15 protein-coding genes are annotated in these 15,703 nt (G+C 54.9%); 3 read left to right on the forward strand and 12 right to left on the reverse strand.

Annotated elements, in window-relative coordinates:
* Positions 1 to 7: 7 nt before the first annotated feature.
* The 3 genes from TY09_RS09795 to TY09_RS09805 all read right to left on the reverse strand — a co-directional run bounded on the left by TY09_RS09795 (position 8) and on the right by TY09_RS09805 (position 3,465).
* Entirely contained in the window at positions 8 to 1,012 is a 1,005-nt protein-coding gene (locus tag TY09_RS09795) for an ABC transporter permease (protein ID WP_009060845.1), read from the reverse strand.
* 139 nt (positions 1,013 to 1,151) lie between these two features.
* Entirely contained in the window at positions 1,152 to 2,192 is a 1,041-nt protein-coding gene (locus TY09_RS09800; RefSeq protein WP_042433721.1) for an ABC transporter substrate-binding protein, read from the reverse strand.
* Between the two features lie 241 nt (positions 2,193 to 2,433).
* On the reverse strand, positions 2,434 to 3,465 hold the full coding sequence (locus TY09_RS09805; protein ID WP_042433723.1) for an ABC transporter substrate-binding protein: 1,032 nt from the start codon (positions 3,463 to 3,465) through the stop codon (positions 2,434 to 2,436).
* 354 nt (positions 3,466 to 3,819) lie between these two features.
* On the opposite strand from TY09_RS09805, the gene trxA reads away from it, so the two are divergent.
* The 3 genes from trxA to TY09_RS09825 all read left to right on the forward strand — a co-directional run bounded on the left by trxA (position 3,820) and on the right by TY09_RS09825 (position 6,738).
* On the forward strand, positions 3,820 to 4,134 hold the full coding sequence (gene trxA, locus TY09_RS09815; protein WP_042433727.1) for a thioredoxin: 315 nt from the start codon (positions 3,820 to 3,822) through the stop codon (positions 4,132 to 4,134).
* A 49-nt stretch (positions 4,135 to 4,183) separates the two neighbouring features.
* Positions 4,184 to 5,878: an FAD-dependent oxidoreductase gene (locus tag TY09_RS09820; RefSeq protein WP_042433729.1), complete on the forward strand. Its 1,695-nt coding sequence runs from the start codon at positions 4,184 to 4,186 to the stop codon at positions 5,876 to 5,878.
* A gap of 188 nt (positions 5,879 to 6,066) precedes the next feature.
* Positions 6,067 to 6,738, forward strand: a complete 672-nt coding sequence (locus tag TY09_RS09825; protein WP_009060897.1) for a Crp/Fnr family transcriptional regulator — start codon at positions 6,067 to 6,069, stop codon at positions 6,736 to 6,738.
* 108 nt (positions 6,739 to 6,846) lie between these two features.
* Here TY09_RS09825 and TY09_RS09830 read toward each other — a convergent pair whose 3' ends face one another.
* From TY09_RS09830 to TY09_RS09870, 9 genes are all read right to left on the reverse strand, one after another.
* Positions 6,847 to 7,245, reverse strand: a complete 399-nt coding sequence (locus TY09_RS09830) for a DUF2500 domain-containing protein (RefSeq protein WP_042433731.1) — start codon at positions 7,243 to 7,245, stop codon at positions 6,847 to 6,849.
* Positions 7,246 to 7,272: 27 nt separating this feature from the next.
* On the reverse strand, positions 7,273 to 7,872 hold the full coding sequence (locus TY09_RS09835; RefSeq protein ID WP_042433733.1) for a DJ-1/PfpI family protein: 600 nt from the start codon (positions 7,870 to 7,872) through the stop codon (positions 7,273 to 7,275).
* 52 nt (positions 7,873 to 7,924) lie between these two features.
* Positions 7,925 to 8,386: a GNAT family N-acetyltransferase gene (locus tag TY09_RS09840; protein WP_042433735.1), complete on the reverse strand. Its 462-nt coding sequence runs from the start codon at positions 8,384 to 8,386 to the stop codon at positions 7,925 to 7,927.
* Positions 8,383 to 8,712, reverse strand: a complete 330-nt coding sequence (locus TY09_RS09845) for a hypothetical protein (RefSeq protein ID WP_242824548.1) — start codon at positions 8,710 to 8,712, stop codon at positions 8,383 to 8,385. Before TY09_RS09845 ends, TY09_RS09840 begins: the two co-directional genes overlap by 4 nt.
* Before the next feature lie 290 nt (positions 8,713 to 9,002).
* A complete protein-coding gene (locus TY09_RS09850) occupies positions 9,003 to 10,133 on the reverse strand; it encodes a glycerate kinase family protein (protein ID WP_042433737.1) in 1,131 nt (376 codons plus the stop codon).
* Positions 10,134 to 10,151: 18 nt separating this feature from the next.
* The gene (locus TY09_RS09855) at positions 10,152 to 11,111 is read right to left on the reverse strand and encodes a D-2-hydroxyacid dehydrogenase (RefSeq protein ID WP_042433738.1); all 960 of its coding nucleotides are present in this window, start codon (positions 11,109 to 11,111) and stop codon (positions 10,152 to 10,154) included.
* A 275-nt stretch (positions 11,112 to 11,386) separates the two neighbouring features.
* Positions 11,387 to 12,139, reverse strand: coding sequence for an amidohydrolase family protein (locus TY09_RS09860; protein ID WP_042433740.1), 753 nt, complete (start codon positions 12,137 to 12,139; stop codon positions 11,387 to 11,389).
* A 20-nt stretch (positions 12,140 to 12,159) separates the two neighbouring features.
* Complete coding sequence (locus tag TY09_RS09865) at positions 12,160 to 13,179, reverse strand: ABC transporter permease (protein ID WP_042433742.1); 1,020 nt, start codon at positions 13,177 to 13,179, stop codon at positions 12,160 to 12,162.
* Complete coding sequence (locus TY09_RS09870; RefSeq protein WP_242841476.1) at positions 13,176 to 15,632, reverse strand: ATP-binding cassette domain-containing protein; 2,457 nt, start codon at positions 15,630 to 15,632, stop codon at positions 13,176 to 13,178. The genes TY09_RS09865 and TY09_RS09870 overlap by 4 nt, the downstream gene beginning before the upstream one ends.
* Positions 15,633 to 15,703 lie beyond the last annotated feature (71 nt).

Genomic DNA, 15,703 nt, shown 5'->3' on the forward strand with positions numbered 1-15,703 from the left:
TTCCTCCTTAACCCTGTTGGTTCGGCTCGTCAGGATCCTTGTCCGAATCGTCGATCGCGTCCTCAAAAGCCTTGTCGGGCACCATTCTGCCCGGGCTGTTCGCCGCGCGGCGAGCCATAGAATCCTGGAACATTCTGCTCATGGTGGGCGTAAACAGTGCCAGCGCCACCACGATGGAGGACAGCAGCTTCATATCCTGCGATTTCAGGCCGTAGAACAGAACCACGGCAATGATGATGCGGTAAACCACCGAGCCAGCGATCATGGCGATCAGGCGCGGCAAGAAGCCCATGATGCGCCCCAGAAGCACTTCGCCGATGATAACGGAAGCAAGGCCGATTACGATGGTGCCGATGCCCATGCTCACATCGCCGAAGCCCTGCACCTGTGCCACCAAAGCGCCGGAGAGGCCGACAAGACCATTTGACAGCACCAGAGCCAGAATGACCATGGTATCGGTATTCACACCGAGAGAACGCACCATATGGGGATTGTTGCCGGTTGCCCGGATGGCACTGCCCAGCTCGGTTCCAAAAAACCAGTAAAGCAGGAAGATCATCGCAACCGCAACCACGCCGCCCAGCAGAAGCTGCGCATTATAGCGGGAGAGCATGGGCAGCCAGCCGCCCACTTGCACGTCCACCGTATCCACACCGAGCAGGGGGACGTTGGCCCTGTCGTGCATGACGCGCAGATTGATCGAATACAGCGCCGTCATTGTTAAAATTCCCGCGAGGATTCCCGGGATTTTCATTTTCGTGTTCAAAAAGCCGGTAATAAATCCGCAGAGCATACCGCCCATCAGCGAAAAAATCAACGTAAGAAAAGGGTTCATCCCGCTCTCAGTCAGAATGGCGGAAATCGCGCCGCCGGTAGCGAACGAACCGTCAACCGTCAGATCCGGAAAGTCCAGAATCCGGAAGGTAATGTAAACGCCGAGCGTCATAATTCCCCACAAAACACCCTGGGCCACCGCGCCGTGAACGGCCCCCAGTAAATTCATTAGCTCCATATCGTTCCTCTATTCCGTGTATTAATAACAGTTTCAGGCGGTGAGCCGCCCCACCGCCTGAACTCCGCATTTTGCGCAGGCAAAACACGGGAACATTCAATTAATTATTGTAAACGAATTTAAGGGAGATTGCAACCCTTTATTTCTGGGAAGAAGCGGCGGAAGCCAAGGCGTCCTGACCGTTCTTGGTGATGGAATCCGGAAGCACCATGCCCATTTTGGCAGCCGCTTCGCTGTTGTAGTAAACATCCAGCTGATCCTGGTACTCTATGGGCATATCGCCAACTTTTGCCTCGCCTTTCAGCACCTTAATCGCCATTTGGCCGGTCTGATAGCCGAGCTTTTCGTAATTGAGGCCCACCGTGCAGGTTCCGCCGTCAGTTACCATGCCGATCGCGCCCGGCACCACCGGCAGTTTGTTTGCAGAGGTGACGGAAGTCACGTTTTTCATGTTCGAAGCCATCAGGTTATCGGTGGGAATATACACGCCCTGCACCTTACCAACCATGGACTGCGTGACCTGCTGCACCTCGTTGGAGTTCGAAGCGGTAAAATCCTTATACTTCAGGCCCAGCTCATCGCAGGCCGCCTTGGCCCACTCGATCTGAAGCTTGCTGTTCGTTTCGCTGGAGCTGTACAAAAAGCCCACCGTCTCCAGCTCGGGGACGAGCGTTTTGAGCATTTCGAGCTGTTCCTTCACCGGCGTTTTGTCGCTGGTGCCGGAAACATTTCCGCCGGGCTTTTCATTGCTGGCCACCAGCTTTGCATCCGCAGGATCAGTGATGGCGGTAATCAGAATCGGGGTATCGGTGATGACCTTCGCCACGGCCTGCGCGGCGGGGGTACCGATCGCCAGAATCAGATCCGGCTTTTTATTCGCCAAAGTATTTGCGATTGTCACACAGTTGGCCTGTTCGCCCTGCGCGTTCTGCACATCATAAATAACGTTTTGGCCTTCCACATAGCCCGCATCCGTCAATGCCTGCTGAAAGCCTTTCAGCGAAGCATCCAGAGAAGGATGGGTCACCAGCTGTGCCACGCCGACGGTGATCGTTTTGCCGCTCGCGGCGGAATTCTCCGCAGCCGCAGACGAGGCGCTGCCCGCATTCCCGCAGGCTGTGACAGACATCGCCATCACCGCAGCCAATGCCGTCGCGGCGATTTTGTTTTTTATTTTCATATTCGTCCTCCTCAAAGACGCTTTATCTAAGTGAAGCGTTCATTGTTTTAAAGCATCAAATCAATAGCTGTATTTTACTCTGCCCCGAAAAAAATGTCAAGTACCGATTTCTCGCTTTCTTCCGCAAAGAAGGCGAAACCTCGCATTTTCTCTGCTTTTCATCAATGAGACAGACAAAAAAAGGCAGGCGGAATGCGTTCCGCCTGCCTTGACCCGGCAACAAGCACCGGATTTTTCTTTATTATTTTGCCGCCGCTACATCTTCGCCCTTGAGGATCCTCTCGGGGAGAGTAATTCCCAGCTGCTTTGCAACCGCGCTGTTGTAAGAAATGGTGTATTCGGTCTGGTATTCGATCGCCATGTCGGCGGGCTTCGCCTCGCCTTTGAGCACCTTTGCGGCCATCAGGCCGGTCTGGTAGCCGAGCTTCTCATAGTTGATGCCCACGGTGCAAAGGCCGCCGTTCTGTACCGGGCCAACCTCAGCAACGATCAGGGGCAGCTTCGCGGAATTGGTGACCGCCGCCACGTTCTTCATGCCGGAAGCCAGAATGTTGTCGGTGGGGATGTAAACCGCCTGCACCTTGCCGACCATCGACTGCGCGACCTGCTGAATCTCATTCGTGTTCGAAATGGTGAACTCCTGATACTTCAGGCCCAGCTCCTCGCAGGCGGCCTTGGCCCATTTGGCCTGCAGCTGGCTGTTCGTTTCGCTGGAGGTATACATGATGCCGACCGTCTGTACGTCGGGCACGATTTCCTTGAGCATTTCGATCTGCTCCTTCACCGGCGTTTTGTCGCTGGTGCCGGAAACATTTCCGCCGGGCTTTTCATTGCTGGCCACGAGCTTCGCATCCGCCGGATCTGTCACCGCCGTAATCATCACCGGGGTATCTGTAATTACTTTCGCCACGGCCTGCGCCGCCGGAGTCGCGATTGCGAGGATCAGATCGGGCTTTTTATTCGCGAAAGTATTCGCGATGGTGATGCAGTTCGACTGCTCACCCTGCGCGTTTTGAATATCATAAGTAACGTTTTTGCCTTCCTCAAAGCCCTGAGAGGCAAGGCCATCCTTAAAGCCCTTCAAAGAAGCATCCATCGCCGGGTGAGTCAGCAGCTGAGCCACACCGATATTGATCATCTTTCCGCTTTCGGCAGAATTGGCCGCAGAAGCCGCCGCGGATGAAGAAGCCGCGCCGCCGTTCCCGCACGCGCCCAAAGAAGCCGCCATCGCAACCGTCAGAACCACTGCGATCATTTTTCTGAATTGTTTCATATTCTCCTCCTTTTGCGGTACGCTGATCGGCCGCAAACGATTTATTGGTTTAAAGCATCAATAGCTAAAAGTAATTGTACTCGCCATATGACAAAAAGTCAACCCCTGATTTTTTTCTTTTGCCTGAAAATACCTTTTTGCTCCTTTCGGGGCTTTTTCGACAAAGGAAATGCAGCACAGCCCAACAAAAATCATATTTTTAGCGCGCCAACGGCAAAACCGCTCCATAGTTTCCGCGCGGTGCTCCAGCATTCAGATCGGAAATTCCCCGCGGAATTCCTTTTTGTAATTTAGTCACAGACGGCGCCGGGGAATGTTGCTATACTGTAAAAAAACAACAAGGGGGCAATTCAAATGGCAGTAATCCATTTGACCAAACATAATTATCAAAAAGAGGTTCTGGAATCCGAGCAGCCGGTGCTCATCGATTTTTGGGCGCCCTGGTGCGGGCCCTGCCGAATGCTCGGCCCGACTGTAGAGGAGCTCAGCCAGGACCTGGAAGGCAAAGTAAAGATTGCAAAGATCAACGTAGACGAAGAGCAGGAGCTTGCTCAGGCATTCCGCGTGATGAGCATCCCGATGCTGGCGGTAATGCGTGGCGGCAAGCTGATTTCTTCCTCCGTCGGCCTGCAGCCTAAGGCTAAAATCATGAAAATGCTGGAGAAATAAGCTTTGAAAAAGCAAAGCTTTAGAAAGATACAAGGGGGAATGACATCACATGAAGGTGATTATCATCGGCGGAGTGGCAGGCGGCGCGTCCGCGGCTGCCCGCCTGCGCCGTCTGGATGAAACGGCACAAATCATTCTGCTGGAACGCGGTCCATATATTTCTTACGCCAACTGTGGTCTGCCTTATTATGTAGGCGGAGAGATCAACCAGAAAGAGGCCCTTACCCTTCAAACGCCGCAGAGCTTCCGCCAGAGGTTCGGTATTGATGTGCGTACCGGACACGAGGCTGCGGCGATCCGTCCGGAGAAAAAGACGCTTCTCATCCGCGATCTCGCCGCCGGAGAAGAGTATGAGGAATCCTACGACAAACTGATCCTCTCACCCGGTGGCGAACCGGCCCGCCCGCCAATTCCGGGTACGGATGACCGGCGCGTCTTCACGCTGCGCACCGTGCCGGATTCCCTGCGCATCCGGGAATACATCCAGCAGAACCGGCCCCGCCGCGCGGTGGTGATGGGAGGCGGCTTCATCGGCCTTGAAATGGCCGAAAGCCTGATGCGCGCCGGTGTTTCCGTCACCGTGGTGGAAGCGATGGATCACGTGATGGCCGCGCTGGATTACGACATGGCCTGTGAGGTACAGCAATACCTGCGCCACCAGGGGGTTAGTCTGGTGCTCTCGCAGAAGGTTACCGCAATCGACCCGCAGGAAAACGGCCTGCTCGTCCACCTGGAAAACGGCGAAACACTGGATGTCGACCTCCTCCTTCTTTCGGCAGGCATCCGGCCCGAAAGCGTGCTGGCTCGCGAGGCCGGCCTTGCAGTCAATGAGCGCGGCGCCATCCGCACAGACAGCCACATGCGCACCTCTGACAAAAACATCTACGCCGTGGGGGACGTGGTCGAGATCACGAACCTTGTCACCGGATTGCCCGGCTATGTGCCGCTTGCAGGCCCGGCCAACAAGCAGGGGCGCATCGCGGCAGATCACATCTGCGGGCTGCCCAGCGAATACCGCGGCACACAGGGCTCCTCCGTGATGAAGCTGTTCGACATGACGGTCGCCTCCACCGGCCTGAACGAGGCCGCAGCCAAGGCAGCCGGACTGAACTACGATAAAATCCACATCTTCTCCCCCTCCCACGCCACCTACTACCCCGGAGCAGCCAATCTGACGATCAAGGCTTTGTTCGAGCAGCCGACCGGGCGCATTCTCGGCGCACAGGTGGTCGGGTTCGACGGTGTCGACAAACGCTGCGACGTGCTGGCCACGGCAATCCGCGCAGGCATGACCGCTTATGATCTTGCAGAGCTGGAGCTGTGCTACGCTCCCCCGTATTCCTCCGCCAAAGACCCGGTGAACATGGCCGGCTTTGCAATCGAAAATATTCTCACCGGCAAGGTGCGGCAGTTTCATTGGGATGACATCCCCCGCATAGTGGATGACCCGAACGCCGTGCTGCTGGATGTGAGAACCGATCCGGAGTGGCAGAGCGGTTCCATCCCCGGCGCGGTACACGTTCCGCTCGATTCCCTGCGTGAAAATCTTGCGGAGCTCGATCCCGAAAAAGAAATCTATGTCCACTGTCAGAGCGGCCTGCGCAGCTATTTGGCCTGCCGCATCCTCTCTCAGCACGGCTTTTCCTGCTATAACCTGTCCGGCGGCTACCGCCTGTACAGCCTGATTCGCGGCAATCAGTCCTACGACAACGCACCCGCGCACGCGTGCGGGCTCCGGATTTGACCTGCGAAATTTGTTACACAAAAAAATTCCTCTCCCTTGAATAAATCAAAAGCAGACCTTATACTGATGATATAGCAATACCCTTTCAAAATGATGTGGATCCTTCCTCTGTCCAAAAGAGAAAATCAATCATTTTTCAGTCTGGGATTGCGATACAGATAAGGTCTGTTTTTGTTGGGGGTGTTTTCATGGAACAAATTCCGATTGCTCTGGAAGAGATTTTTCCCCAGTGGGAGAAGCTGACTCCCCGGCAGCAGCAGCTGGTGCGCGCGCAGACCCATTCCAAGCGCTTCGCACGCGGCCAGATTCTTCATCAGGGGCACAACGACTGCTCGGGCCTGCTGCTGGTGCGCGACGGCCAGCTCCGCGTTTTCATCGAATCCTCCGGCGGTAAAGAGGTTACCCTGTACCGCCTGTTCTCATGGGATATCTGCCTGTTCTCGGCGTCATGCATCATGAAAAACATCAGCTTTGAGCTGCACGTGCAGGCGGAGCGGGATTCCGACGTTTTTATCGTTCCCCCTGCCCTGTATGAAAGCCTGATGAAAGAATCTCTGCCCGTCGCGGATTACACCAGCCAGCTGATGGCCTCCCGCTTTTCCGACGTGATGTGGATGATGGAGCAGATTCTGTTCACGAGCTTCGACAGCCGTCTTTCCGCCTTTTTGCTGGAGCAGAGCGAAATCGAGGGCTCCGACTCGCTTACCATGACCCATGAGGAAATCGCGCGGCACTTGGGCAGCGCCCGCGAGGTTGTCAGCCGCATGCTCAAATATTTTTCCGACGACGGACTGGTGCAGCTTTCGCGCGGCCGGGTCACCCTGCTCGACTCCAAGCGCCTGCGAGCGCTGGTGCAATAAACAGACCCTATGCCGCAGTGCTTTGCAGCATAGATCTGCCAGACCAGATTTTTGCTGCATTTTCCCTCTACATAAAAAACTGCCGCTCCAAATTGGAGCGGCAGTTTTTTATACCGCGCTTCTATCCCTTTCAAACCCCAGATATCGCGTTCCCTGAAAGGTCAGGCGGCCCCGGTCGCCCTCCGCCAGCATACCGTATTCCGTACCTTTTACATGGAATTCGATCCGGTCGCCGCTTGCCACCTCAAAGGTGGCGAAATAGGTAGTGGAGGTATCGTTGGTTACCATGTCCGGCCCAGTATTGTTGGTATAATGGTGCACAGCGGTACGTTTGGCCACAAGACGCGCCGGCACGGTCAAAACAGGAGACTCATTGTTTTTATGCCACTGTGAGATGCCCTTCACGGAACGAACAAGAATCGTGCCGAACACAATCACGAACACCACCGTAATAAAAATCGGTGCAAAGTGAAACATAAAATCTCCGGATCCGTATGTAAAGTCCATCGTTCATTCTCCTTTCAGCGGCTGACGTTATGGCTGCTGCGCGTCACAGGCAAACGGGTCGTTATCACTATCACGGTTCCATAGGTACTCCGCCCCAAGCGCTGCTTCCTCTGCCGCCTCCTGGCCGAATCGGTCGGCGAGAAATCCCAGCGCCATATCGGTGCCCGCTGAAACACCCGAGGATGTATAAAATTTTCCGTCAACCACCCACCGCGCACGATGCACCCAGTTGACCGCCGGATTCACCGAGACGACCCAATCCATCGCCCGCTTGTTCGAGGTAGCCCTGCGGCCATCCAGCAGGCCGGTTTTCGCCAGCAAAGCCGAGCCGGTGCAAACGGTCAGGCAATAATCGGCCCTCTGCGCGGCCTCCCCCAGCTGTGTAAGAAAGCCGTGGTCATGGACAAGCAGCCGCGTCCCGATACCGCCGGGTACGAGCAGAATTCCTGTTTCGCTCACATCTTCCAGCGGACGGGTCGCGATTTCCGCTCCCTGTCGGCTGCGCACCATGCCGCCATCCATCGATACATAGTTCAGAAGATATTCGCCGGACCGCCCCAGAATCTCCACCGGGCCGAACGCATCGAGCGTCTCAAAATCCGGAAATAACAGCACATTGACTTCCATCCCGCTATCCTTTCCACCGGGCTTCCCCGGTCAAAGCATTTTTACGCTGTAGTCATTGTTTCACGCCGGGCCATTGCATCATATATTCCATTTCGCCGGTCACCTCATCCTTCTGCAGGCGAACTTTTGAAAAACCCTCCCGCAGGTAAAAGGCAAGAGCGCTTTTATTTTTTTCATAAACGCAGAGCGTCAGAGTCGGGAACCGCCGCTTCCACTCGTTTAGCAGAGCCTTTCCGATCCCACGCGAACGCATCGGAGCATCGACAAAGATTCCCTCAATATGCCCGTTATCGATCCCGGAAAAGCCAACGATCTTCCCTTCCGCCTCACAGACCAGCACCTGAGCCTGCGGCAGCATCTGCCGCACCATCGGCAGATTTTCCCTCCAGTACTTCTCCGGAATAAAATCGTGCGCCTGCAAATTGGCGGAAATCCAGATTTCCAGCACCGCGGGCAAATCCTCCTCCCGCAGGGCGTGGATTACAAAGGATTCCCGTTTTGTTTGCGCACTCATTGCGGTTTCTTTCTCAGCTTGACAATCTGCGTACCGAATACGCCGCCGATCAGGCTGGCCAGCGCATAAATGATTGCGTAAATCCACGCCCCGGCATAAAAGATGAATGCGGACGGCAGAAAAATCAGTCCGGCTAGCAGCGCAAACACAAAGCTGCCAAAAGGCCGGAGGATTCCGTAAATCAGCGCGCAGAAAAAGCACACCGCAAGCATAATCCCCAAAAACGGCAGCAGCACGATGCCCATGTTGACCATAACCAGAGGCGGCAGGTAAAACAGCACCGCCAGCACCAATAAAAACGGAAGCATTCCCGTAAATCGTTTCATTCTTCTCACCCACACCATTCTCATTATCATATTCATAAGCAGCTTTTCGCTGTTTGATTACAGAATACCATAAAAATGGCAGAAAGGCAAAATTCAATGTATTGCGATATCATTCAAAAAAACTGAGTTTCTTCCCCCACCTAATAGCGAGGAAAGAAATCTTGATGTTGGGCATAAAGCCATTTTAAAGTGAATCGACTATACAAAACTTTTAACCTACAGCAAACAAATTAAGGCGACAGCAGAATTGCAGTGCAATCCTGCTGTCGCCCCAGTCTTACCGATTTCCTTTACGAAAACCGGCTCAGAAAACGCATCAGATTATCCATGGTAAGAGCCATATCCTGGCGGCTGCGCAGCTTCGCCTGCGAAAAATCCACCGCTACACGGTTGATACTGAATACTGCACAGACGCCCTCCTCATATACGGCGTCGATGCCGTCGCCGATATCGCCCACCACAGCAATCACCGGCACGCCGATTGCCTTGGCACGGCGGGCTACCCCCACCACTACCTTGCCGCGCAGACTTTGCGTATCGAGCTTGCCCTCACCGCTGAAGATAAAATCCGCGCCCTCAACCTTCTGCTCAAATGCAAGCGCGTCCAGAACTGTTGTGATTCCCATTTGCAGACGCGCTCCAAAAAACGCCAGCATACCGCCGCCCATACCGCCCGCGGCCCCCGCGCCGGGAACCTCGTCCAGCGAAACAGAAAGCTGTTTCTTTACCGTCTGCGCCGCACTGCGCAGATTTTGATCCAGCATCCGCACCATTTCGGCATCTGCTCCTTTTTGGGGTGCAAAAACGTATGCGGCGCCGGATTCCCCATACAGCGGGTTATCAATGTCGCACATCGCGATGATTTCGCACTCGCGCAGCAGCGGGTGGAGCCCCTCACGGCTGATTGCGCCGATTTGCCCCAGTGTCGCGCCTGTGGGAACAAATTCTTCCCCCTTAAGGTTGCGGAACACAATCCCGGCTGCGGCTGCCGCGCCTGCGCCCATATCGTTGGTACAGCTGCCGCCCAGGCAGATGATCAGCTTTCTGCATCCCTGCTCCGCCGCGTGAACCATCAGCTGACCCACCCCATAAGTAGAAGCCAGATCGGGCCGCATGACTCCCTCGGAGAGCGGCAGGCCCGCGCAGGCCGCCATTTCGATCACCGCCGTATGGTCGGGGGTGATCCCATAAAAAGAATCGATTTCTTCCCTATATGGGCCCTGCACTTTCAGTAAGATCTTCTTGCCGCCCACAGCCGTTAAAAAAGCGTCTACACTGCCCTCGCCGCCGTCGGCCACCGGGAGAGAAAGCACCTCTGCCTGCGGGAAATGCCGCCGGATGCTCTCCTCCATAATACGGCACACCTCAAGACTGCTCATGGTTCCTTTAAAGGAATCCGGAATCAGAACAAATTTCTTCACATCTGTTTCACTCCTTTTTCAGGGGTTCACCACATTGACCGGGCTGCCGTTTAAAAACGCTTTCAGGTTTTCTACCGCAATATCCATCAAACGCTGGCGGCTCTCTTTTGGGGCCCATGCAATATGTGGGGTCAGAATCACATTCTTTGCCGTCAGCAGAGGGTTATCCGCTTGAATCGGCTCGGTGGAGATTACGTCGCACGCGGCGCCGGCCACCCTGCCGGAATTCAGCGCATCCGCCAGATCCTGCTCCACAATCAGCGGTCCACGGGAATTGTTGATGATCATAACTCCCGGCTTCATTTTGGCAATGGTATTCTTGTTGATGATCCCTTGTGTCGACGGGAACAGGGGGCAATGCAGCACCACCACGTCCGATTCTGCCAGCAGCTCATCAAGCTCCGCATAGCGCAGCGTTTCGCTTTCCAGCTCTGGATTATAGTACGTGTCGTTCGCCAGCACCTTCATGCCGAGGGCCTGGGCGATCTGCGCCGTGCTCTGCCCGATTTTGCCGAAGCCGATGATTCCCATAGTTTTGCCGTCCAGCTCAATCAACGGATGATTCCAGAAGCACCAGTCGATGCTGTTCGTCCACTCCCCGCGCTTGACCGCGTCGGAGTGCTCCCCAATGTGGTGGCACAGCTCCAGCAGCAGAGCAATGGCAAACTGCGCAACCGCCTTTGTTCCGTACGTGGGAATATTCGTCACCGGAATGCCGCGCTCCCTGGCCTCCTGTACATCCACCACATTATAGCCCGTGGCCAGCACTCCAATATAGCGGATGCTCTCGCATTTGCGCAGGGTATCCGCCGTTAGGGGTGTCTTATTCGTGATGACAAGCTCTGCGTCACCGATTCGCTCGATGATCTGATCCTCAGAGGTGCGGTCGTAAACCGTCAGCTCACCAAGAGCCTCAAAGCCGCTCCAGCTCAAATCGCCGGGGTTTTCCGTATAGCCGTCCAAAATCACAATTTTCATATCATGCGATCCTCCTGTTTTTACTCGTTTCTCCATACCAGTTTCCATATATACAGACTCATCCTATTTCATCCGGTTCTTTGACTGGATACGCTGAACACTCTTGCTCCGCACAGAATCATCCTGCCGGCAGAACTTCCTGCGGGCAGTTTTCTTTCACGCACCGTCTTTAAAAGTCATTGTCCTCCCGGAGTCCTCCCGGAAATAAAACACAGGATATACGAAACACGGAACCGTCCAACACCGGCTCCGTGTTTCTCGAATTGAGGAATGAATCAAAGGCCAAGCCGGAAAATACGGTTTGCGTTTCTCCACATCACGTTTTCCAGATCGTCCTCATTTCGGATGATCTGCCGGTATTTGGCCAGCTCTACCGGAATTTGATCCAGATTGTCGGAGGAAAACAGAATCTTGCTGCAGCCAACCTCCTGAATCATATGCTTTACGGCGTTGGTGCCGCACCAGCTTGGCTCTAAAAACACGTTATCCAGCTTCTTTGCCAGCAGGCGCGCCTGCTGGTGGAAGGATTCGGAGCCCGCGTGCGCCAGAATCACCGTTACGTCCGGGTGATCCTTTGCGCCCTGGTATACGCTCGTGGGGTCGGCAAACGGAATCCCGTTGCCGGTATGGATCATCAGCGGTACCTTCAGCCCACGGCACACCTCATACACATGGTAGGCATCTTTGGAGGACGGGTGGCACGCGTGCGCGATCGGCGTGATCTTGATCGCAACAAACCCCAGCTCCTTTACACAGCGGAACGCCTCTTTGTCGTAATCCTCCGGGAAAAAGTGAGGGTTGATGGAGGCCATACCGAAAAAGTGCTTGCGGGGCGCCATGCTTTTGCAGAACGACGCGATTCTGTCGTGGATTTTGACATGCTCCAAAAGGTAGGGTCTGGGGATAAACGGCTGGATAATCCCGCCGTCGATCTGGAATTCATCGTAGTACCGAATCAGCTCTTCCTCGCGGTTTTCTTCGTCAAATACCACGTCTTCCCCTAAATGAACATGCGCATCAATAATCATAACAGCTCTGGCTCCTTTCGTTAAGAGGTTTTTATTTCGCAGGCTGTACTGCCCTCACATTTTTTCCTCAGATTTTTGCCGCTGTTTTCCGCCGCGCCAATCAGCAGCACCGCGATAATCAGTGCACCCTTTACCATGCTCTGCATGCCGGCGTTTGCTCCCATCAACTGCATGCAGGAAATAATCAGATACAAAAACAGCGAGCCCACCAGGGTACCAGCGGCATTGGCGCGGCCGCCGGACATCAGCGTACCGCCCACTACAATGCAGGCGATACTGTCCATCTGGTAACTGTTGCCCATGCCAAGGTAAGCGCCGGTCACGCGGGCCGAAATCAAAGCGCCGCACAGCCCGGCCAGAACCGCCGCAAACACATAGGTCAGAATCTGGGTCTTTCCCACATCCACCCCTGCAAGACGGGCCGCTTCAAGGTTCTGCCCCGTGGCCAGCAGCCCCTTGCCGTAGGTGGTAGAGGTCAGCAGAAAATGAATCGCCAGTGCAAGCAGCGCCACCAGCAAAATCATCACCGGCACCCCTGCCACACGGAAGGTCGCAATGTTTTTCAGGATGGAGGGCACTGTGAACACATTGAAATTATGCCCGATCAGCATCGTCACCGTCACAATCAGGTAATTCATGGCCATCGTCGCGATAATGGCGGGAATCTTCAGGTGAATGACCATCATGCTGTTGAGGAAACCCACCAGCACGCCGGACGCGACTACGGCAAGCAGCGCCGGGAGAATCATGCTGTTCTGACCGTTGCACAGTCCCATGCTCACATAAGCGCCCAGCGTGATCATGCCGGGAATGGAAAGATCGATCGCACCGCGACCGGTGGTAACCACCAGCATCTGGGCCAGGCCGGCAATCGCCAAGAAGGAAGCGGTGTAGGCATTGTCGATCAAAGATTTCAGACTCAAACCGTTGCCGCTGCACGTGCCCATCAAAACCCAGAGGACGACGCAGCCCGCCGCCGCAAACAGCCAGCTGCCGTTGCGCTGTGTGAACTCCTGAAGACTCGCGTTTTTCTTTTTCATGCCTTTTTCCCCCTTCCCTTCAGCAGGCGCAACGACAAAATCAGAATCAGCACCAGGCCCTGAATCAGCGCGGTGTAATCGGTGCTGACGCTCCACAGGCCGAGCAGAACGCTGATCATTGTCAGAATCACCGCGCCGCATACCGCGCCAAAGTGAGTGACCACACCGCCCGAAAAATACCCGCCGCCAATAATGACGGAGGCCACCGCAAGCATGGTATAGGTGCCGGAGGCGGAGGAATCGGACGCGTTATTGATGGCGGAGGTGATCACACCCGCCATAAACGCGAGAACACCCGCCAGAGCATACACCGCCATGAACGCCTTTGCCTTGCTCCAGCCGGAGTTGATCATGGCATGCTCGTTGTTGCCGAAGCCCCGCAGCACGGTACCGTAGCGTGAACGGTAAAACAGAATCGCGGCGGCCATCAGCCCTGCCAGCCAGAAGCACAGCGTATTGACCAGCGGCGTTTCGGAATAAAACACCGTGCGAATCCATTCGGGACAGGTGCCGCCCGGCATCGCCTGCAGGGAAAGCGCTGCTCCCGTCCACAGAAAGGACATGCCCAGCGTCACGATAATTGCAGGAACATTCCGTTTGTAGATCACATAGCCCATCAGCGGGTACAGCGCCAACGTACCCAGCAGGGCCAAAGCGCCCAAAGTCGGGTTACTGAACAGCAGCGTACAGCACAAAACATTGATCAGCCCGCAGTAATTGCCAATGCCCAGGTCGATATGGCCCAGCCCGATGATAAAGGTCTGCCCCAGTGCGCACAGCATCAAAGCCGCAAAGCCCACCACCATCAGCTGCAGACCGTACCCGCTCAGCAGCATCGGCGACTGAAAGGCGCAGACCGCGTAAATCGCCACCATAGCAATCAGCGCAAACGTGTACAACGGCGCGGTGCGGCGCTTTTTTTCTTCCGCCGGGCCGTGTGCTTCCTCTTCATTCTGAAAGGAAAGCCCCATGATCGTTTCATGGTCAACACTTGCACTCTCGAACGATCCCACAATATGTCCGCCGTTCAGCACCAGCAGGTGCGTACAAAACTCCAGCTCCGCATCGTCAGAGGTTCTCCAGATCACCAGCTTGCCGCTGGCGGCCGCCTCCCGAAACACCTCGTACAAGGCATTTTTTGTGGGCTGATCCACGCCGCGTGTTGGGTCGTCGAGCAGGATGATGTCAGCATCCGCCGCAAGGGCGCGGGCAATCAGAACTTTTTGCTGGTTCCCGCCGGAAAGACAGGTGATCAGCTCCTTTGTCCCGTCGCTTTTGATATGCAGCTTCTCATACCAGTAGTGAACGGATTCCTCTAGCCATTCACGGCTCAGGTGTTTAAACATCCCGCTGCCCGCCGCTTTGGTAATCACCTGATTGTCTGCGATGGACCAGAGCGGAAAAATTCCCTCTTTTTTTCTGTCACCGGCTACAAACGCGACCTTTCCCGTCACCTTGAGCCCGTTCTTTTTCGATTTTGCCTTTAAAAAGATATCCCGCAGCAGATCGAGCTGGCCGTTTCCCTCTAAACCGGTCAGGCCCAAAATCTGGCCGCCGAAGCTCTCAAAACTGAGGTCGCTGAGTTTTTTGCTGGTGTAATGGTCGCATATCACGCTGATGTTTTGATTCACTTCGGGCGTCTCAAAGGCGGAAAGCTCTACCGAACAGCTGCCGCTGCCAATGCCTTCCCCCATCAGCTTTACCATGTGCTCCTCGCTGGTTTCGTGAATGGCGCCTTTCCATTTTTCATTGCCGTTTTGCATGATATACACGCAGTTGGCAATCGTCATAATCTCTTTCAGACGGTGAGAAATATAAATATATGTCATGCCTTCCCCGGCTGTTTTACACAAATATTCCTGAAGCTGCTCCGTCCGCTCAATCGGCAGGGACGAGGTCGGCTCGTCCAGAATCATCAGCTTCATCTTTTTGTCGCTCGTGGCCCGCGCAATTTCCACCATCTGCTGCTGAGCAATGCTGAGTGAATCCAGCCCTGCCGCAACATCGATTCCGTGGCCCGGGAAAACGCGATCCAAAGCAGCCCGTGCCATTTCCTGCGCCTGCTTTCGCCAGCCGAACGCATTTTTGATGCTTTGAGACTGCTCCACATAAAAGTTTTCGTATACCGTCAGGTTCTTGCACAGGGAAAGCTCCTGATGCACGACCCGGATTCCCAGATTTCTGGCCGCCGCCGGGTGGTATTCCTTTAAATTCACCGGGCTGCCGTCAAAAGTCAGCTCCCCTCCGTTGCACCTGACCACACCCGAAAGCGTTTTGATCAATGTGCTTTTCCCGGCGCCGTTCGCACCAACCAAGGCCAAAATATCTCCCCTATGTAAAGAAAGCGTGATGTCGTTCACCGCGATGGTGGGATAATAGACCTTTCGAAAATGTCTTGCCTCTAAAAGAAGCGACGTATCCTGCTGCTGGACAGGCTCCGCCGATTTTGTCATTGCGTCCAAATGCGTTCACCTCAATTCGCTGTTCTGTTGCCGCTTGCCGCTGAAAACCCGTAATCCCCCCG

It is taken from the genome of Faecalispora jeddahensis (assembly GCF_000577335.1).
Classification (GTDB): Bacteria; Bacillota; Clostridia; order Oscillospirales; family Acutalibacteraceae; genus Faecalispora; species Faecalispora jeddahensis.